Here is an 18,010-nt window from a genome sequence, read left to right on the forward strand (position 1 = left end):
GCCAGAAGAGGTTTGTGAGTCGCTCATCATTTCCAGGGGCGGTGGTAGGCGCCTAGCGTGTGCTGCTGGCCCTCCGCCACTTGGTCGAGGCTGGCCATCCAGGTGGTCTTGGGGGCATAGCGGTGGGGGTTGGCCAGGCACTGGTCGATGGCCTCGCGCCAGACCTTGGTGACCTGCGCCACATAGGCCGGGCTGCGCTGGCGCCCCTCGATCTTGATGGCGCGCACGCCGATCTTGACCAGCTGGGGCAGCAGCTCCAGGGTGTTGAGGCTGGTGGGCTCTTCGATGGCGTAATAGTTCTTGTCATCCCCCACGTCAAAGCGGCCTTTGCACAGCGTGGGGTAGCCCGCGTTTTCGCCGGGCGCATAGCGGTCGATGAGGATGCCGTTCAGGCGCGACTCCAGGCCGTCGGCGGTCTCCTGCCAGCGCACCGCCTTGGCGGGTGAACACACGCCATGGGTGTTGGGCGACTCGCCCGTCACGTACGACGACAGCGCGCAGCGCCCCTCGACCATCACACACAGACTGCCAAAACCGAAGACCTCGATCTCGACCGGCGTGCGGTCGATGACCTGGCGCACCTGCTCCATCGACAGCACGCGCGGCAACACGGCGCGCACGATGCCGAACTGCTCGCGGTAAAAGTTGATGGCCTCGTAGTTGGTGGCCGAGCCTTGCACCGACAGGTGCAGACGCAGCTGCGGATGGCGCTGCGCCGCGTAGTGCATGAGACCGGGGTCGGCCAGGATGACCGCGTCCACCCCCAGGTCCACCGCCTTGTCCAGCGCGCTGCGCCAGGGTCCGGGGTTGGCGGCCTGCGGGTAGGTGTTGAGCGCCATGAAGACCTTGCAGCCACGCTCGTGCGCATGCCGGATGCCACTGGCAATGGCCGCCTCGTCGAAGTTGAGGCCCGCAAAGTTGCGCGCATTGGTGGCATCGCGCAGGCCGAGATAGACACAATTGGCGCCGTTGTCCACCGCCGCCTTCAGCGCGGGCAGGCTGCCGGCGGGGCAGACGAGTTCGAGGGCAGGGGCTGCGGCCACGGGCGGCGCGGCCTCCTTGGTTGTCAGGGGTTCCATCACACACATTCAAACGCTGGCCCCGGCGGGGAGCCAAAGCACTGGTTGCCACCATACTGAAATCACCGTGCGCATCCGCTGATCTTCATCAACGGCAGTGCACAATGCCAGAGCAAAGCAGTCGGGCTTTGATGTGCCCCAAACTCCCCGGCACACCACACCACACCACGCCTCACTGCCGCGTGGCATTGACTTGCCTCTACGCCGCCAACCCGTTCTTCCTCCCTCGCCCTCCCGCTTGCCCGCCCCACACACCGTCCTGCCGTGAACAAGAACCTGTGGCTGCTGGCCCTGTGCCAAGGCCTTTTCCTCACCAACAACGTTGTCTTCATCGCCATCAACGGCCTGGTGGGGCTGCAGCTGGCGCCCTTTGGCTGGATGGCCGCGCTGCCCGTGATGGGCTATGTGGTGGGCGGTGCGCTGTCCACGCCGCTGGTGGCGCGCACGCAGATGCGCTGGGGGCGCAAGGTGTCGTTCCAGATCGGACTGGCCGTGGCGGTGGCATCGGCCGCGCTGTGTGCCTGGGCGGCGTTCAGCGCCCACTTCTGGCTGCTGTGCACCGCTACGCTGGTGGCGGGCTACTACAGCGCCAACGGTGGCCTGTACCGCTTTGCCGCGGCCGAGCTGGCCGCACCGGACTACCGTGAGAAGGCCGTGTCGCTGGTGCTGGCCGGTGGCCTGCTGGGCGCCGTGGCGGGCCCCAACCTGGCCAGCGCCACACGCACCTTGTTCCCGGTGCCGTTTGCGGGCGCCTACATCGCGCTGATCGGCGTGGCGCTGTTGTCCATGCTGTGCATGTCGGCCATCCGGTTCGAGGCGCAGCCTGTGGTGCTCAACGCTGCAGGGCAGCGCGAGCACGGGCGCCCCCTGACGGTGCTGATGCGCCAGCCCGCGTTCATCGTGGCCATTGTGGGCGCCGCGCTGGGCTATGGCGTGATGAACCTGCTGATGGCCGCCACGCCGCTGGCCATGCAGGTGTGTGGCTTTGATTTCGATGCCTCGGCCCTGGTGCTGGAGTGGCATGTGATCGGCATGTTCGCGCCCGGCTTTGTCACCGGCCACCTCATCAAGCGGTTTGGCGTGTTGCCCATCATGGGTACGGGGGTGTTGCTCAACTTCGCCTGCGTGGCCGTGGCGCTGATGGGGGTGGAGCTGCACCACTTTGGCATTGCGCTGTTCATGCTGGGCGTGGGCTGGAACTTCCTGTTCACCGGATCCACCACCCTGGCCATGACGGCCTACCGCCCTGAAGAAAAGGACCGCGCCCAGGCGGCCATCAACTTCTGCGTGTTCGCCACGCTGGCGCTGAGTGCGTTTTCGTCGGGCGTGCTGGTCACCACCCAGGGCTGGACCTTGCTGAACGCGGGCTCGCTGGTGCCGATTGCCGTGACAGGCATCGCGCTGGCGTGGCTGGCGCTGCAAAGAAGACAGCGATCGCCGATAGCATGATATTTTCCCGGTGAAGACGCAGACGGCATCTGTCGATGCGTCACACTGCGCTTGCCGGTTGTTCACTCAGTATCTGTCCCACCGCTTCAAGGAGATCACCATGGGTTTATTCGATTCCGTTCTCGGCGCCGTCCTCAACAATGCTTCGCAGGGCAGCGCTGGCGCCGCTGCTGAAGGCACGGGTGGCGGTGGGCTCGGCGGCCTGCTGGGCCTGGCCGCACAAAACCCCCAGCTGGTGCAGGTGGTGATGTCCCTGATCAGCAACGACGGCCCGGTCGGTGGCCTGCCAGGGCTCATGGCCAAATTTCAGCAGGCGGGGCTGGGCAACGTGCTCAGCTCGTGGCTGAGCGCCGGACCCAACCACGCCATTTCGGGCGAACAGCTTTCACAGGTGCTGGGCAGTGGCCCGCTGTCTGAAATCGCATCGCAACTGGGTGTGGGCCCCGGCGCCGCAGCGGGCCAGCTCGCCCAGGTGCTACCCGGCCTGGTGGACCACCTCAGCCCCCAGGGCCAAGCCCCCGAGGGCGGGTTTGGCGATGCCGGCGAACTGCTCGGCATGTTGGGTGGATTTTTTCAAAAATGATAGCTGTTAGCGCTTTATTCATAAGCGCTACAAGCCATTTTTAACGGTATTTCTATCAGCGCACAGGAAAGCGCTGCAGCAGCCACCGCCCGAGCATGTCGAACACCGGATCGGCCAGTTCGGGGCTTTCATTGAAAAGCTCGTGGTACAGCGGCTCGAAACAGTGCGACTGCACCAGCGCCTTGGGCGCCGCGTTGGCAAATGCGCGGCTGCCTGCCGGGTTGACCAACCGGTCGCTGCCCGCCCACATGAGCAGCGTGGGAACGCTCCAGTGGGCGGCACGCGCCACGGTGGCCGGGCCTTCATCGGCAATAAAGCGGGCCAGCCGGGCGCTGATGCGGTCATGGCACCGGGGGTCGGCCCGGTAGGCGGCGACCACCACAGGGTCATGCGACAGGTATTGCGCATCCAGGCCGTTGCCCACGCGCAGGTTGGGTGCCAGGCGCGGCAGCGTGGCCAGCAGCAGTTTCTGTACTGCGGAGAGCCCCGCGTCCAACGCGGGGGAGGACAGCACCAGGGCGTCCACCGGCCGCAGTTGCATGGAGACAAACCGTGCCGCCACCAGTCCACCCATGCTGTGCCCTAGCACCACCAAGGGCAAGCCTGCTGGCGCGTGCGCGCGGGTGGCGTCCACCATATCGGCCAGATCGGCCAGCAAACGCGTGTCCGACGTCAAGCCGCCGCGCGGCCCTGACGACTCGCCGTGGCCATATTGGTCATACGCGCGCACCGCAAACCCCCATGCGTTGAGGCGGTGCGCCAGCGCGGCATACCGGCTCGCATGTTCACCTAGGCCATGCACCAGCAGCACGGTGCCGCGCTGCGGAGTCTCCTCGGGCAACGCCCAGTCATACACGGCAAGGTTCTCGCCATCGGTCGCAGTGAAGGGGCTCAGGATGGCGGCAGGAAGGTCGGACATGAGGGTCTCGCAGGCAGCAGGGGCGGTCATGCAGGGGAGGGCAAAGTTTCCGCATGATAGGTGCTTGCCGCCACCCCCCTGCCTGCAACCCCTGCCGCATGGCGGCGGCCGATCAGTGGCCGACGTGAGGCCGACGTGTGATCGGCCAGGCCGGTCAGGGCATGGCCGCAATGACCTGCGCCACCGAGGCCGTGAGCCGCTTGGCGTAAGGCACATGCAGGAACTCGTTGGGGCCGTGCGCATTGCTTTTGGGGCCGAGCACACCACACACCATCATTTGCGCCTTGGGGAAGCCTTCGCTCAACATGTTCATTAGTGGAATGGTGCCGCCCTGGCCGATGTAGCCGCAGGGCGCGCCAAAGTGCGCCTGCGAGGCCTCGTTGAGCGCCTGCTCGAACCACGGGGTTGTGGCCGGGGCGTTCCAGCCCGTGGCGCCACCGCCGCCCTCGAAGGTGACCTTGGCCTGGTAGGGCGCGTTGTCTTCGAGCAGCGCCTTGAGCTCCTGCACGGCCTGCGCGGCGTCCACCAGCGGGGGCAGGCGCAGGCTGAGCTTGAAGGCAGAGTAAGGCCGCAGCACGTTGCCCGCATCCTGCAGGGCCGGGAAGCCTTCGGCGCCGGTCACGCTCAGCGTGGGCTCCCAGGTGCGCTTGAGCAGGGCGTGCAACGGGTCGGTGGTGGTGGGCAGCGCAAACGTGGCGGAGCCGCCGCAGTCGTAGTGCGCCCAAGGGAACCGCTTGTAGACCTCTTCCCCCAGGATGGCCGCCGTGGCGCGCGCCTGCGCCAGCCGCTCGGCGGGCACTTCGCAGTGAAAACTGGCGGGCAGCAGGCGGCCGGTGGCGCTGTCTTCGAGCCGGTCAAGCACCTGCCGCATGATGCGAAACGACGAGGGCACCAGGCCCGAGGCATCGCCCGAGTGAATGCCTTCGGTGAGGATTTCGACCTTGAGCGTGCCGCTGGCCATGCCGCGCAGGCTGGTGGTGAGCCACAGCTGGTCGTAGTTGCCCGCGCCGCTGTCCAGGCAGATCACCAGGCCCACGTCGCCCAGGCGGGGGCGCAGGGCGTCGATGTAGGGCATCAGGTCGCGCGAGCCGCTTTCTTCGCAAGTTTCGATCAGGCCCACGATGCGGGGGTGGGGCACGTTCTGGCGCTTCAACTCCTGCACGGCGGCGATGCTGGCGTACACGGCGTAGCCGTCATCGGCACCGCCGCGGCCGTAGAGCTTGCCGTCTTCGTATTTGGGCGTCCAGGGGCCCAGGTCGCTGCGCCAGCCTGAGAACTCGGGCTGCTTGTCCAGATGGCCGTACATGAGCACGGTGTCGCCAGAGGCTGCCGCCGCTTGGGTGCCGGCGATTTCGAAAAAGAGCACCGGCGTGCGGCCGGGCAGACGCACGATCTCCAGGGCAAGCCCCGGCACCTTCTGCGCCTCGACCCAGGCGGCAGCGTTGCGCACCACGGTGTCCAGCAGACCCAGCTCGGCCCAGTCGGACGCGAAGGTGGGGGATTTGGCGGGAATGGCGATGTAGTCGGTCAGCTGGCGGACGATGTCATCGTCCCATGCCTGGCTCACCCGCTGCAATGCGAGTTCGGGCTGAAGAAGGGGGGTGGGTACACGGGCGTTCATGGGCAGCTCTCCTGAAGGCATGGGGATCAATCCCCTCATTGCAACACAAGGCCTGCCGGCCTGCCACCGGTCAGTAAAGAGACGACGGCAGTGTCTCGGGATTGTGGTGCGCCGCCATGGGTGTGCCGGGCCGCCGCAGGGTGACCGCCGATTCGACGCGGTTGCGGCCGTTGCTCTTGGCCTGGTAGAGCGCGCGGTCTGCGGCCGCAATCAGCATGTCCCAGCTGTCGCCTGAATCCAGGCGACCGCCAAACACCCCGATGCTCACGGTGACCGAAATGCCTGGGCCTTCCACGCCGTCCATCGGACAGCGTGATTCTTCGACGGCCTTGCACAGCTCGCGCGCCAATTGCTCGGCGCCCACCAGCGTGGTGTCGGGAAGCACCACCATGAACTCCTCGCCGCCATAGCGCCCCACCAGATCCTGCGCGCGCACGCGCTGGCGCAGCACATTGACCACGCTGCACAGCACCCGGTCTCCCATGGGATGGCCATATTGGTCGTTGACGTTCTTGAAGTGATCGATGTCCACCATCATCAGTGCGATGGACTCGCGCATGCGCACGGCGCGGGCCACATCGCGGTCCAGCGCGGCAATCAGCGAACGCCGGTTGGCCACCCCGGTGAGATGATCCAGCGCGGCCATCACGCGGTTGTTTTCGTCAGCCCGGTCGCGCGCCATGAAAACAAAACCCATTGAGCTCACCAAGACCACGGTGAACGTGCTCATGAAGGTCAGCGTCTGCAAAACGCTGCTTTGCAAAATGCTGGTGGCTGCCTCATGGGCGCTGATGGCTACCACGGCGCGCCCGCCCAGCACCACGGCCTCCAGCCCCAGCCCCGCGACCAGCAGCCACTGGCCTCGCCCCACCGTGGCGTGGCGGCGCGCCAGTGCCGCGCTCAAGGCCCACACGGCCTGCAGGCCAATGACCAGACCCACGAAGCTGACACGCGCCGGGAAGTTGTCGACAAAGCCGATGACAAATACCGTGACCAGCAGGGGTGACGCCAGCAGCAACCACCACCGCACCGGCCGCCCCTGAAACTGGTAGATGGCAGCAATCATGCCCACCATCACGCACGACAGCAGCAGGTTGCCCGCCACAATGGACACCCCGTTGGGCACCAGCCCATACAGCATGAGCAGAAGGTGCCCGATGGCGTTCAGCAGCAGGGCTGCCGCCCAACGCCTCAGGCCGTCTCGCCGGCGCCCCCAGCCCACCACCGCCATACAGGCGGCCATCATGAGCGAGGCGGCGATGATCATCGCCAGCATGGTAGGAACGTGGGCAACCATAGGATGCAAGAGAGACTGGAGAAGAAAAAGGGACCGAAGGAGCTTCAGGCCAGCATAAACCAACGCCTCCTTGTCGCAAACCAAAGGATGTCAACGCCACCGGGCCCCACAGGGCCGTCACCACAGGTGCCACAGATACCGTGGATTCCGCACACGTGGCTATGGCAGCTGGGCGTGAGCCCTGCGTCCCCAGCCCCGCCCTGGGGGAGCAGCCAGCAAGGCCGTCTCCGCAAGCCCGCCATCGCCATCGCCCGGTGAGAGTTTGAACACCTGCACCGCACCAGCCAGTCGTGTGGCCTGCTCGCGCAGGCTTTGCGCGGCGGCGGCGGATTCCTCCACCAGCGCGGCGTTCTGCTGCGTCATCTGATCAAGCTGGTTGACGGCGGTGTTGACCTGGCCAATGCCGTCCGATTGTTCGCTTGACGCCGCCGTGATCTCGCCAATGATGTCGCCCACCCGTTTGACCGAGCCCACGATCTCTTCCATGGTGCTGCCGGCGTTCTGCACCAGGCGGGCGCCGGATTCCACGCGCTCCACCGAGGCGCCAATCAGCGCCTTGATCTCGCGCGCGGCCTCGGCGCTGCGCCCGGCCAGGTTGCGCACTTCGCTGGCCACCACGGCAAAGCCCCTGCCTTGTTCACCCGCGCGGGCGGCCTCGACCGCGGCGTTGAGCGCCAGGATGTTGGTCTGGAAGGCAATCGAATCGATCACGCCAATGATGTCGGCGATCTTGCGCGAGCTTTGGTTGATGTCGCCCATGGTGGTCACCACCTCGCCCACTACCTGGCCGCCGCGTGCTGCCACGGCAGCGGCGGTGCTGGCCAGCTGGTTGGCCTGGCGCGCGGCGTCGGCCGACTGGCGCACGGTGGAGGTGAGGTGCTCCATGCTCTGCGCGGTCTGGGCCAGGCTGCTCGCCGTGGCCTCGGTGCGGGCCGACAGGTCCTGGTTGCCGGTGGCGATCTCGGCGCTGGCGGTGGTGATGCTGTCCACCGCCGTGCGCACCTGCTGCAGCATCTGCGTGTAGCGCTGGCGCATGCCCTCCACCTCCTGCACCAGCGCACCGATCTCGTCGCGCCGCGTGGTGTGAAAGGCCTCGGTCAGGTCGCCCTGCGCCACCAGCGTGATGGCCTGGGTCAGGTCCTGCAAGGGGCGGCTCACGCCCCGGCGCAGCATGACGAACAGGCCGATGGCGAGCAGCACCACCGCTACGGCCATCAGGCCCCACACAGCCAAAGTGACGCGCCGCTGGCTGGCCATGGCCTCGCCATCGGCCACCTCGGCCACCACCCACCAGCCGCCGCTGGTCTTGCGCATCAGCGCCCAGGGGTTCTCCGCGCCGGTGCCCAGCACGTCTGCGGCCTCGCGCACAAAGCCGTCCTGCGACGCGGCCAGCGACTCAAAGAAGGGGCGCGCCTGCGGGTAGGCCTCCAGCACGCGTTTGCCACCTGCGGTGGGGTGGTACACGAATACGGCCTGGTCCAGCGAGGTGCCAGGGTTGATGACGTAGGTGCCGCCATGCTCGAAAAACTTCGTCTGCGCCACCTGCTTTTGCAGCATGGCGTGGAACACGCTGATGTCGTTGCCGATGAACAGCAGCGCAATGACCTTGCCAGAGGCGTCCTTGGCGGGCAGGTAGTGGCCCATGAAAGGCTTGCCGTTCACCACCGTCACGCCGGTGTAGGGCTCGCCCTTGGACACCGTGGCATATGCCGGGTCGGTGCGGCCGAGCGGCGTGCCCATCTGGCGCTCGCCCTTGTCGTTCTTGACCGAGGTGGTGATGCGCACAAAGTCATCGCCTTTCTTGGCGAACACGGTGGCAATGCCGCCCGTCTCGCTGGCGAATTTGTCGACCGAGCCGTAGTCCTCATTGACCAGCGCGCCGTAGCTGCGCAGCTCGCCCGAGGCTTCGTCGAGCTGCATGGTGGCCTCGAAGTAGCGCTGGAAACCCTTCATGGTCAGCTGCACCAGCTCGCGGTTGGTGTTGTCGGCCGCGTCCAGCGACTGCGCCACGCTTTGCGCCGTGTCGCCCACGCTGGAGGCGACCAGGGCGCGGGTGCTGCGCTCGGTCAACACGGCGATGGCAAGCCCCACCAGCACCAGCACCAAGGCCACCAGCGCGATGGCGGTCAGCGTGACCTGCCGCGCGACAGAACGGTTGTTGGCAAGGGCTGCGGGCATGGGAAATGTCTCCTGGAGGTGAATGCACAACGCCGGCTGAGCCGGTCTAAGAGCAGGTTCTCACAGCGTGAGAACGCCCTTGTTCACTCTACGGCCAGAGTGTTGTTACATTTATTCACGCATTCCCTTACGCATTCGCGCGTACTGGAACCGCCCGCCAACAACCTCTACCCCTCTCAGAGGTCCACAGGTTCACAGGTGCGCTGCAAGCGCGCGGTCGCGCCAACCCAGCCCGTCCGACGTGCCCGCCGCCGGTTTGTACTCACAGCCCACCCAGCCCGCATACCCCAGGGCGTCGATGGTGTCGAACAAAAACGGGTAGTTCAGCTCGCCCTGGTCCGGCTCGTGGCGGCCCGGCACGCTGGCGATCTGGATATGGGCGACGCGGCCGGTGGGCAGGTAGCGCTGCAGTTTGGTGGCCACGTCGCCCTCCACGATCTGGCAGTGGTACAGATCCATCTGCACCTTGAGGTTGGGGGCCGCTGCGGCGTCCAGCAGCTCGTGGGCGTGATCCTGCCGGTTCAGAAAATAGCGCGGCATATCGCGCAGATTGATGGGCTCGATCAGGATCTCGCACCCCAGGCCTGCCGCCTCGGCCGCCGCCCAGCGCAGATTGCGCACACACAGGTCTTTGAGCGACTCGCGCTCCACCCCCGGCGGCAACACACCCGACAGCACATGGATGCGGGGGCAGTGCAGCACCTCGGCATAACGCAGGGCCTCGTGCACACCGGCACGGAACTCGGCCTCGCGCCCCGGCAGCGCGGCCGTGCCGCGCGCTTGCTGCTCCCAGGCGCTGGCCATGCTGGCGCGATCGGTGCCGCTGGGCGGGGCGTTGAACAGCACCAGCTGCAGGCCGTTGTCCCTCAGCCGCGCTGCGATCTCGGCGGGCTCAAAGGCATACGGAAACTGAAACTCCACCGCAGTGAACCGGTCGCGCGCCGCAGCGGCAAAGCGGTCCAGAAACGGCAGCTCGGTGTACATGAGGCTCAGGTTGGCGGCAAACTGGGGCATGGCGGGGGTGGGCAGAAGATGAAAGCAGAGCGCAGCAGCTTATCGCGCAGCATGGGGCCAGCGGCCCTTGCCAAGTCACCCCCAAGCATCATCCACGGAAAATAGGGGCCAAATTGGCCTCTAGGGAAGCTCTTCACGAATCGGTTCTGGCTGTGCCGTAGCGATGCCCGAACTAAGACAGCGCCCGCGTTGGGTCATTGGGTACTCCCGGCAGGCGCTGCGCGAGGGCCATTGCCCGGTTTCGCGGGGCATTAAGCCCCCTGCACGCGCACCTGCCCCATGCAGGCCAGCAACTTGTGCCTTGCCATCCACAGATTGCCCAACGCAAACAGCGTGACGATCTGCGCCGTGTTCTTCATGAGCCCCCGGTAGCGCACCTTCACGTACCCGAACTGCTGCTTGAGCACTCTGAACGGGTGCTCCACCTTGGCCCGGATGCTGGCCTTGGTGCGTTCAAGTTGGTCGATCAGCGCATCCACAGGCTTGTTTTTGTCCAAAGCCCGGCGCAACCCCGGGCGCATGGCTACATGCCAGCGCACGTTCTTGTTGGCATCGGGCCGCTTGTCCACTCCTTGGTAGCCCGCATCGCCAAAGGCATCCGTTTCTTGCCCGTGCAGCAGGCTGTTGGCTTCTATCACGTCGTTCACATTGCCACTGGTGCCGCGCACGCTGTGCACCAGGCCTGAATCCGCATCCACGCCAATGTGAGCCTTCATGCCAAAGTACCACTCGTTGCCCTTCTTGCTTTGATGCATCTCGGGGTCTCGTGCCTTGCCTTCATTCTTGGTGGACGTCGGCGCCGCAATCAGCGTGGCATCCACCACCGTGCCTGCTTTGAGTTGCAGCCCTTTGGCTTGCAGCAGGGCATTGACCGTAGCGAGGATCTGATCGGCCAGTTTGTGGCGCTCCAGCAGATGCCGAAAACGCAGGATGCTCGATTCACTGGGAATGTGTTCGTCCCAGTGAGACAGGCCGGCAAAGTCCCGAAAGGCTGGCACGTCGTGCAGTGCCTCTTCCATGGCTGGGTCGCTAAGCTTGAACCACTGCTGCATGAAATGGATACGCAGCAGGGTCTGCACCGCAAAGGGCTGCTGGCCCCGGCGTCCGATCTCTGGGGCGTAGGGCTCAATGAGCGAGACCAACTCGGCCCAGGGCACCACCAACTCCATCGCATCAAGGAACTCGCGCTTGCGTGTGCGCTTGGTGGTATTGCTCAGGCCCAGGCTGCTTTGCTTCATGCGCCTTATTGTCTCGGCTTCAAGCCTTCGTAAGCACATTACGCAGGGATTTGTGCAGAGGGTCCCTAGCGCTTTATACATAAGCGCAAGCAGCTACTGTTTTAATAGCATTCACTTCATACCTGAACGTCCCCATGCGCATTGGAGAACTCGCCCATCACACGGGCGCCACACCGGGCAAGCCGCGCCCGGCGCCAGTTACTTCGTCGTCGCCATCGCCTTCGCCGTGAAGGCCTGCACCGCGGCACGGCCCACGGCGGGGTCGTCGGTGAAGAAGCCGTCGATGCCTGCGCGCAAATAGGCCGTGATCTCGGCCACGCTGTCGCCCCGCGCGGTGCCATCGGTGGCAGGCGCCTTCTTCAGGCCTGCGGGTAAGAAGGCGTTTTCGGGCCGCAGCGTCCAGATGTGCAGGGCCAGCCCGGCGGCATGGGCATGGGCAACCAGCGGCGTGGGCTCGCCAGGCAGGCCGTCCTTCACCGACACCACCAGCGTCTTGAAGGGGCCGATGGCGTTGGCGTAGGTGGCCACCTGCTTGAGGCCGTCGGGGGTGATCAGGTCGGCATAGCCGCGCGTGTTGGCCGCGCCCTGCGCCACAAAGTCGTACGGCCGGCCCGAGGGCGCCACCAGCTGCACCAGGCGCACGCTGCTGAGCTTGCGGATCGCCTGCAGGTTGCTGACCTCGAACGACTGCACGAACACGGGCGCGGCCTGGTGGTTCCAGCCGTTTTTCTCGAGCACAGCCAGCAGCGGGGCCTCCAGCGGCTGGCCGATGGACTGGAAGTAGGTGGGGTGCTTGGTTTCTGGGTAGATGCCGATCACGCGCCCGGTTTTGGCCGTTGCCGCCTTGGCCAGGTCGATCACCTCCTGCAAGGTGGGCACCTCGAACCGGCCGTTGTAGGCCACGTTGGCCGGGCGCTGCGCAGGGATGCGTTCGCGGGCGCGCAAGGTTTTGAGCTCGGCCAGCGTGAAGTCTTCGGTGAACCAGCCGGTGATGGGTTTGCCGTCGATGGTCTTGGTGGTTTTGCGGCCCGCGAACTCGGGGCGGTCCACCACGTCGGTGGTGGCTTCTTTCACCGAGCCGTCGGCATTCAGGATGGCGATGGCGTTCTCGTGCCGGGCCACCAGCACGCCGTCCTTGGTGATCACCAGGTCGGGCTCGATGACGTCTGCGCCGTCGTCAATCGCCTGCTGATAGGCCGCGAGCGTGTGCTCGGGCCGCAGGGCCGATGCGCCCCGGTGGGCAATGACGGTGGGGGTGGGCGGCCAGGCCTGTGCAGCGGCGCCCAGCGCCCAGGTGGTGAGCAGCGCGGCAACGGTCACGGCGTACAACGGGTTGCGTTTCAAATGGGCTCCTTCGGGTGTCCGAACACCTTAGCCGACGCGATTGACAGCCGGATGTCACGGCAGGCGCACAGGCAATGCCGGGCGCGCTCCAGTCCAGTGCTTATCTGCTCATCGCGTGCTGGCAGGAGGCGATCAGGCCCCTTCGAAATGGAACACGGCCGTGCCCGCACGGGCATTGGGCAGCCAGCGCACGGCCTGGCCGTCTTGCAGACCGAAGGAGTCCAGGATGCGCAGCCGGTTCTTGGTGGCCAGCACCTCGAAGTCCTTGTACGTGCCCACACGGATGTTGGGCGTGTCGTACCACTGGTAGGGCAGGCGGCGCGTGACGGGCATGCGCCCGCGCAGGATCGACAGGCGGTTGGGCCAGTGCGCAAAGTTGGGGAAAGCCACCACGCCGGTGCGGCCCACACGCGCGGTCTCGCGCAGCATGGTTTCGGCATTGCGCAGGTGCTGCAGCGTGTCGATCTGCAGCACCACGTCGAACGAGTTGTCGCCGAACATCGCCAGACCTTCGTCCAGGTTGAGCTGGATCACGTCGACGCCGCGCTGCACGCAGGCCAGCACGTTGGTGTCATCAATCTCCACGCCATAGCCGCTGCAGCCGCGTTCGCGCTGCAGGTAGTCGAGCATGGCGCCGTTGCCGCAGCCCAGGTCGAGCACGCGCGAGCCGGGCGGCACCAGGCGCGCCAGCGCTTGCATCACCGCTTGATCGCTCATGGTTGCTGCTCCTTTGCAATGCTATCGAAGTAAGAGCGCATCACGCCCATATAACGTGCGTCATCGAGCAAAAAGGCATCATGCCCATGGGGTGCATCGATCTCGGCGTAGCTCACACGGCGGCGGTTATCCAGCAAGGACTTGACGATCTCGCGACTGCGCTTGGGCGCAAAACGCCAGTCGGTGGTGAAGCTCACCAGCAAGAAACGCGCGGTGGCACGCGCGAGCGCCTGCGTGAGACTGCCGCCGTAGGTACGGGCCGGGTCGAAGTAATCGAGCGCGCGGGTGATGAGCAGGTAGGTATTGGCATCGAAGTAGTCGCTGAACTTGTCGCCCTGGTAACGCAGGTAGCTCTCGATTTGAAATTCGATGTCCTGCGTGCTGTATTTCAGCTCCAGACCCTCGCGCAGCTGCCGGCCGAACTTCTCGTTCATCACGTCGTCGGACAGGTACGTGATGTGGCCGATCATGCGGGCAATGCGCAGGCCACGCTTGGGGATCACGCCATGGCGGTAAAAGTGGCCGCCGTGGAAGTCCGGGTCGGTCACGATGGCGCGGCGCGCCACTTCGTTGAAGGCAATGTTCTCGGCCGTGAGGTTGGGCGCGCTGGCCACGACCACGGCGTGGCGCATGCGCTCGGGGTACTGCAGCGTCCAGCTCAGCGCCTGCATGCCGCCGAGGCTGCCACCCAGCACAGCCGCCAGTTGCTGGATGCCCAGGCGGTCCAGCAGCCGGGCCTGGGCGTTGACCCAGTCTTCCACCGTGACCACGGGAAAGTCCGCGCCATAGACCTCGCCGGTGTCCGGATGCGTGTGCATAGGGCCGGTGGAGCCGAAGCACGACCCGAGGTTGTTCACGCCAATGACGAAGAAGCGGTCGGTGTCCACGGGCTTGCCCGGGCCGATCATGTTGTCCCACCAGCCCTCGCTCTTGTCCTGCCCTGCGTACACGCCCGCCACGTGGTGCGAGGCGTTAAGGGCATGGCACACGAGCACGGCGTTGGAGCGGTCGGCATTGAGCGTGCCGTAGGTCTCGTAGGCCAGCTGGTAGTCGCGGATGGACGCGCCGCTTTGCAGCGGCAGCACCTCCGGAAAATGCATGGTCTGGGGTGTGGCAAAAAACGGCATAAAAAAACCCGGCATCGCTAAAAACGAGGCCGGGCAAATGTGTCGGACGGGTCTTTAGCAGGATTTATAAAGCGCCCGCAAGCTGTGGCAAATCGGCGCGTTCGGCAAATATACCAAAGCAGCGCCTGATCGCCCAGCCTGTCCCATCGCTTAGATCAACCCACCGACGAAAAAATCGCCAGCAGCCCCAGCACCAGGAAGATGACGGCAGACACCAGATGCACCGCCCGGATGGGCACCTTGCGCGTGATGCGCTCGCCCAGCCAGACCACCGGCGCATTGGCCAGCATCATGCCCAGCGTGGTGCCCGCCACCACCCAGAGGTAGGCGTTGTATTTGGCAGCCAGCATGACGGTGGCGATCTGGGTCTTGTCTCCCATTTCGGCCAGGAAAAATGCCACCACGGTGGTGCCAAACACGCCCCAACGGGGTGTGCCATCGGCCTCGCCTTCGTCGAGCTTGTCGGGGATCAGCATCCACACCGCCATGGCGATGAAGGAGGCACCCAGGATCCAGCGCAGCACTTGGGGGCCCAGGAACGTGGTGACCCACGCACCGACGGCCCCAGCCAGGCCGTGGTTCACCAAGGTGGCGACCAGGATGCCCAGCACGATGGGCCAGGGCTTGCGAAAGCGTGCCGCAAGCACGAGCGCCAGCAATTGCGTCTTGTCGCCCATCTCGGCGAGCGCAACGACAGCGGTGGAAATGAAGAAAGCTTCCATGGGGGAGGGGTCCTATCCGGCCGGATGGGTGGAAAACGCATTGACTGCACCCCGACTCCGGCCACGTGGATCGGCATGCAGTCAATGGTCTCGCCCAGCTCAAAAGCCGCATACGCCATAGGTTTAAAAAACCCAAGTATGTTGACGCATGCCCCGGCGCATTGCACTGCCGGGCGGGCTACTCCCCAAAGACGGGCCTATTTTATCTGATGGTTTGCCCGCAGATTCCCCTTAAAACCACAAAACGGCCCCGTTTTAGGCGCTCGTGGACTGAAATAAACCCCCACAGGGGCCATAAAGTGATTAATAATGACTTGGCTTTTCTGCTTGCAGGAGAGCAGTTAGCTTAGCGGTGAATGGTCAGTTTCGCGTCTTTGAAGTCGTCACAGGTTTGTTGATTGCGTCGGACTCCATCGCGTTTTTTGTTTTTTCAGGAGTCCTTCATGGGCAACAAACTTTACGTGGGCAACCTGCCCTACTCTTTCCGCGACGAAGATCTGCAACAGACCTTCAGCCAGTACGGCTCGGTCGGCAGCGCCAAGGTCATGATGGAGCGCGACACCGGCCGCTCCAAGGGTTTCGGCTTTGTCGAAATGGGCAGCGATGCTGAAGCCCAAGCCGCCATTCAAGGCGTGCATGGCACCAACTTCGGCGGCCGTGACCTCGTGGTCAACGAAGCTCGCCCCATGGAGCCACGTGCTCCCCGTAGCGGCGGCTTCGGCGGCGGCAATGGTGGTGGCGGCGGTTACGGCGGTGGCGGTGGCGGCTACGGTGGTGGCGGCCGTAGCGGCGGCGGTGGTGGCGGTGGTTACGGCGGTGGCCGTAGCAGCTACTAAAAAAATCTCATCGGCAGACCTCATCGTCTGCTGGCGGAAAAAAAGGAGCCTTTGGGCTCCTTTTTTTATGTCCGCGCCGTATATACAAGCCACAGCCAGCATAGTCGCTTGCTTTTTGTGCAAAAGTGTGGAGCATAGTGGGCGGGCGGGGTTTTCCCCGCTTTCCAAGTTTGCGGTGATCCGTCAGTTTCGCTGAGAGCGTCATTGAGATTAGCTGGCTGCGTTTTCGGGACTCCATCGCTTTATTCATGTGTTTTTGAGGAGTCCCTCGATGGGCAACAAACTCTACGTTGGCAATCTGCCGTACTCGGTGCGCGACAGTGATCTGGAACAGGCCTTCGGCCAATTCGGTGCTGTAACCAGTGCCAAGGTCATGATGGAGCGCGACACGGGTCGATCCAAGGGCTTTGGCTTCGTGGAAATGGGGAGTGATGCAGAAGCGCTGGCCGCGATCAACGGCATGAACGGCCAGCCCCTGGGAGGCCGTGGCATCGTAGTCAACGAAGCCCGCCCGATGGAACCGCGCCCGCCCCGCAGTGGTGGATTCGGTGGCGGGGGTGGCGGCGGCTATGGCGGCGGTGGTCGCAGTGGCGGCGGTGGGGGCTACGGGGGCGGCAGCCGTGAAGGTGGCGGCGGTGGATACGGGGGTGGTGGTGGCCGCGAAGGCGGCGGCGGTGGTTATGGAGGCGGCGGTGGCCGCAGCGAAGGCGGTTTCCGCAGCCCTTACGGTTCGGGTTCCCGCAATGGCGGTGGCGGCGGTGGCCGCAGCGGCGGCGGTTACGGTGGTGGCAACGGTGGCTACTGAGCCTCGTTCGCACGCAACCCACGAATGTTCGACAAAAAAAGCCCCTTCGGGGGCTTTTTTCATGGGCTGTGCGCTGCTATTTCAGCGCGTCACCCCACTCTTCACGCGCGCAGCGCACTGCCCGACCACATCACAGGGCGTCGCGTGATCAATCTCTGTGGCTGCCCGGTCATGCATGGTGGGTGTTGCGATGATCCAGGGGCATGATTTTTCACCGACGGACGCATTGGCTCGGTGCCACAGTCTCCGTCGCAAGAACTCAAGGCTGGTCGGTCTGTCGGCGTTTGCGCGGCCGGCCCGCAAGTAATTTGTCGAACACGGCGTTGGGAGCCAGGCGAAGCAGCTTGGCGACCACACCCATTTGCCAGGGAATGACACGGTAGCTCACCCCGGCGGTGATGGCGGTAAAGGCACGGTCCGCAAAATCAACCGCCTGCATCAGAAACGGCATGCTGTAACGGTTATGGCGTGTCAGTGGCGTGTCGATATAGCCTGGCAAGAGGGTCACCACACGCACATCAAAGGGCCGCATCTCACCGCGCAGGCTTTCGCAATAGCTGACAACGGCGGCCTTGCTGGCGCAATAAGCACCATGTCCTGGCAGACCACGGATGCCGGCCACACTGCCGATTCCGACCAGCGTGCCACTGCGGCGTTTGGCCATCTCCTCCACAAACGGCTGGAACGTGGCCGCCATGCCGATGTTGTTGGTGGCAAAGGTTCGGGCCATCACCTCGATATCGTCCCGCACGGCCGTGTCCATGCCAACGCTGATACCGGCATTGGCGATCACCACATCGGGAAGACCCTGGCGCGCCAAACACGCGTGGCCAGCGGCAACGATGCTGTCGGTTATCGAGACATCTGCACTATAAATTTCATAGCTGGTAGCGCTTATACCTTGTGCCTCTGCCCATGTTTTTACTTCTGAGGTGCGGCGCGCAACCAAGGCCAGACGATAGCCCGCCCGGTAAAACCGCAAGGCAAGCGCCTGGCCGATGCCGCTGGATGCGCCGGTGATGAAAACAAGCGGTGTGGTCATAGGGCGTGCAGCACAGGGTTGTTCGGCCACAGATGGGCA

General features: G+C 64.9%; 16 protein-coding genes and 1 riboswitch. Of the genes, 4 read left to right on the top strand and 12 right to left on the bottom strand.

Annotated features, from left to right (window positions below; all coding sequences use genetic code 11):
- Positions 1-26: 26 nt before the first annotated feature.
- Positions 27-1,079, bottom strand: a complete 1,053-nt coding sequence (gene ubiU, locus KI609_RS22720) for a ubiquinone anaerobic biosynthesis protein UbiU (protein ID WP_226445782.1) — start codon at positions 1,077-1,079, stop codon at positions 27-29.
- A gap of 264 nt (positions 1,080-1,343) precedes the next feature.
- Here ubiU and KI609_RS22725 point away from each other — a divergent pair, with 264 nt between their 5' ends.
- Together KI609_RS22725 and KI609_RS22730 are read left to right on the top strand one after the other, a co-directional pair.
- Positions 1,344-2,528 (top strand): MFS transporter, encoded by a 1,185-nt coding sequence (locus KI609_RS22725; RefSeq protein WP_226445783.1) that lies wholly within the window; start codon positions 1,344-1,346, stop codon positions 2,526-2,528.
- Between the two features lie 100 nt (positions 2,529-2,628).
- Complete coding sequence (locus KI609_RS22730; RefSeq protein WP_226445784.1) at positions 2,629-3,111, top strand: YidB family protein; 483 nt, start codon at positions 2,629-2,631, stop codon at positions 3,109-3,111.
- 55 nt (positions 3,112-3,166) lie between these two features.
- Here the strand turns inward: KI609_RS22730 and KI609_RS22735 are convergent, their stop codons facing one another.
- The 10 genes from KI609_RS22735 to KI609_RS22780 all read right to left on the bottom strand — a co-directional run bounded on the left by KI609_RS22735 (position 3,167) and on the right by KI609_RS22780 (position 15,288).
- Positions 3,167-4,030 carry an alpha/beta hydrolase gene (locus KI609_RS22735; protein ID WP_226450584.1) on the bottom strand — a complete coding sequence of 288 codons (864 nt, stop codon included), beginning with the start codon at positions 4,028-4,030 and terminating at the stop codon, positions 3,167-3,169.
- A 154-nt stretch (positions 4,031-4,184) separates the two neighbouring features.
- The gene (locus KI609_RS22740) at positions 4,185-5,651 is read right to left on the bottom strand and encodes a M20 family metallopeptidase (protein ID WP_226445785.1); all 1,467 of its coding nucleotides are present in this window, start codon (positions 5,649-5,651) and stop codon (positions 4,185-4,187) included.
- Positions 5,652-5,721: 70 nt separating this feature from the next.
- Positions 5,722-6,948, bottom strand: coding sequence for a sensor domain-containing diguanylate cyclase (locus KI609_RS22745; RefSeq protein ID WP_226445786.1), 1,227 nt, complete (start codon positions 6,946-6,948; stop codon positions 5,722-5,724).
- Between the two features lie 159 nt (positions 6,949-7,107).
- Complete coding sequence (locus tag KI609_RS22750) at positions 7,108-9,126, bottom strand: methyl-accepting chemotaxis protein (RefSeq protein ID WP_226445787.1); 2,019 nt, start codon at positions 9,124-9,126, stop codon at positions 7,108-7,110.
- Positions 9,127-9,318: 192 nt separating this feature from the next.
- Complete coding sequence (gene otnI, locus KI609_RS22755) at positions 9,319-10,140, bottom strand: 2-oxo-tetronate isomerase (RefSeq protein WP_226445788.1); 822 nt, start codon at positions 10,138-10,140, stop codon at positions 9,319-9,321.
- A gap of 251 nt (positions 10,141-10,391) precedes the next feature.
- A complete protein-coding gene (locus KI609_RS22760) occupies positions 10,392-11,378 on the bottom strand; it encodes an IS5 family transposase (RefSeq protein ID WP_226443853.1) in 987 nt (328 codons plus the stop codon).
- A gap of 198 nt (positions 11,379-11,576) precedes the next feature.
- Positions 11,577-12,722 (bottom strand): glycerophosphodiester phosphodiesterase, encoded by a 1,146-nt coding sequence (locus KI609_RS22765; protein WP_413463355.1) that lies wholly within the window; start codon positions 12,720-12,722, stop codon positions 11,577-11,579.
- Between the two features lie 132 nt (positions 12,723-12,854).
- Positions 12,855-13,439 carry a methionine biosynthesis protein MetW gene (gene metW / locus KI609_RS22770; RefSeq protein ID WP_226445789.1) on the bottom strand — a complete coding sequence of 195 codons (585 nt, stop codon included), beginning with the start codon at positions 13,437-13,439 and terminating at the stop codon, positions 12,855-12,857.
- On the bottom strand, positions 13,436-14,566 hold the full coding sequence (metX, locus tag KI609_RS22775; RefSeq protein ID WP_226445790.1) for a homoserine O-succinyltransferase MetX: 1,131 nt from the start codon (positions 14,564-14,566) through the stop codon (positions 13,436-13,438). The genes metW and metX overlap by 4 nt, the downstream gene beginning before the upstream one ends.
- Before the next feature lie 155 nt (positions 14,567-14,721).
- Positions 14,722-15,288, bottom strand: coding sequence for a TMEM165/GDT1 family protein (locus KI609_RS22780; RefSeq protein ID WP_226445791.1), 567 nt, complete (start codon positions 15,286-15,288; stop codon positions 14,722-14,724).
- Between the two features lie 15 nt (positions 15,289-15,303).
- Positions 15,304-15,487: riboswitch (yybP-ykoY riboswitch) on the bottom strand.
- A 244-nt stretch (positions 15,488-15,731) separates the two neighbouring features.
- Here KI609_RS22780 and KI609_RS22785 point away from each other — a divergent pair.
- Both KI609_RS22785 and KI609_RS22790 read left to right on the top strand, forming a co-directional pair.
- Positions 15,732-16,124 (top strand): RNA recognition motif domain-containing protein, encoded by a 393-nt coding sequence (locus tag KI609_RS22785; RefSeq protein WP_226445792.1) that lies wholly within the window; start codon positions 15,732-15,734, stop codon positions 16,122-16,124.
- Between the two features lie 271 nt (positions 16,125-16,395).
- Positions 16,396-16,929: an RNA recognition motif domain-containing protein gene (locus tag KI609_RS22790; RefSeq protein WP_226445793.1), complete on the top strand. Its 534-nt coding sequence runs from the start codon at positions 16,396-16,398 to the stop codon at positions 16,927-16,929.
- A 259-nt stretch (positions 16,930-17,188) separates the two neighbouring features.
- On the opposite strand, the gene KI609_RS22795 is transcribed toward KI609_RS22790, so the two are convergent.
- A complete protein-coding gene (locus KI609_RS22795; RefSeq protein WP_226445794.1) occupies positions 17,189-17,971 on the bottom strand; it encodes an SDR family oxidoreductase in 783 nt (260 codons plus the stop codon).
- Between the last annotated feature and the right edge of the window lie 39 nt (positions 17,972-18,010).

The sequence above is a fragment of the Acidovorax radicis genome, from assembly GCF_020510705.1.
In the GTDB taxonomy this organism is placed as follows: Bacteria; Pseudomonadota; Gammaproteobacteria; order Burkholderiales; family Burkholderiaceae_C; genus Acidovorax; species Acidovorax radicis_A.

Bases quoted from the DNA above. Each gene is read 5' to 3' on its own strand.
- ubiU (WP_226445782.1), bottom strand. From the start codon at position 1,079: ATGGAACCCCTGACAACCAAGGAGGCCGCGCCGCCCGTGGCCGCAGCC.
- KI609_RS22730 (WP_226445784.1), top strand. From the start codon at position 2,629: ATGGGTTTATTCGATTCCGTTCTCGGCGCCGTCCTCAACAATGCTTCG.
- KI609_RS22735 (WP_226450584.1), bottom strand. From the start codon at position 4,030: ATGTCCGACCTTCCTGCCGCCATCCTGAGCCCCTTCACTGCGACCGAT.
- KI609_RS22740 (WP_226445785.1), bottom strand. From the start codon at position 5,651: ATGAACGCCCGTGTACCCACCCCCCTTCTTCAGCCCGAACTCGCATTG.
- KI609_RS22745 (WP_226445786.1), bottom strand. From the start codon at position 6,948: ATGGTTGCCCACGTTCCTACCATGCTGGCGATGATCATCGCCGCCTCG.
- KI609_RS22750 (WP_226445787.1), bottom strand. From the start codon at position 9,126: ATGCCCGCAGCCCTTGCCAACAACCGTTCTGTCGCGCGGCAGGTCACG.
- otnI (WP_226445788.1), bottom strand. From the start codon at position 10,140: ATGCCCCAGTTTGCCGCCAACCTGAGCCTCATGTACACCGAGCTGCCG.
- KI609_RS22760 (WP_226443853.1), bottom strand. From the start codon at position 11,378: ATGAAGCAAAGCAGCCTGGGCCTGAGCAATACCACCAAGCGCACACGC.
- metW (WP_226445789.1), bottom strand. From the start codon at position 13,439: ATGAGCGATCAAGCGGTGATGCAAGCGCTGGCGCGCCTGGTGCCGCCC.
- metX (WP_226445790.1), bottom strand. From the start codon at position 14,566: ATGCCGTTTTTTGCCACACCCCAGACCATGCATTTTCCGGAGGTGCTG.
- KI609_RS22780 (WP_226445791.1), bottom strand. From the start codon at position 15,288: ATGGAAGCTTTCTTCATTTCCACCGCTGTCGTTGCGCTCGCCGAGATG.
- KI609_RS22785 (WP_226445792.1), top strand. From the start codon at position 15,732: ATGGGCAACAAACTTTACGTGGGCAACCTGCCCTACTCTTTCCGCGAC.
- KI609_RS22790 (WP_226445793.1), top strand. From the start codon at position 16,396: ATGGGCAACAAACTCTACGTTGGCAATCTGCCGTACTCGGTGCGCGAC.
- KI609_RS22795 (WP_226445794.1), bottom strand. From the start codon at position 17,971: ATGACCACACCGCTTGTTTTCATCACCGGCGCATCCAGCGGCATCGGC.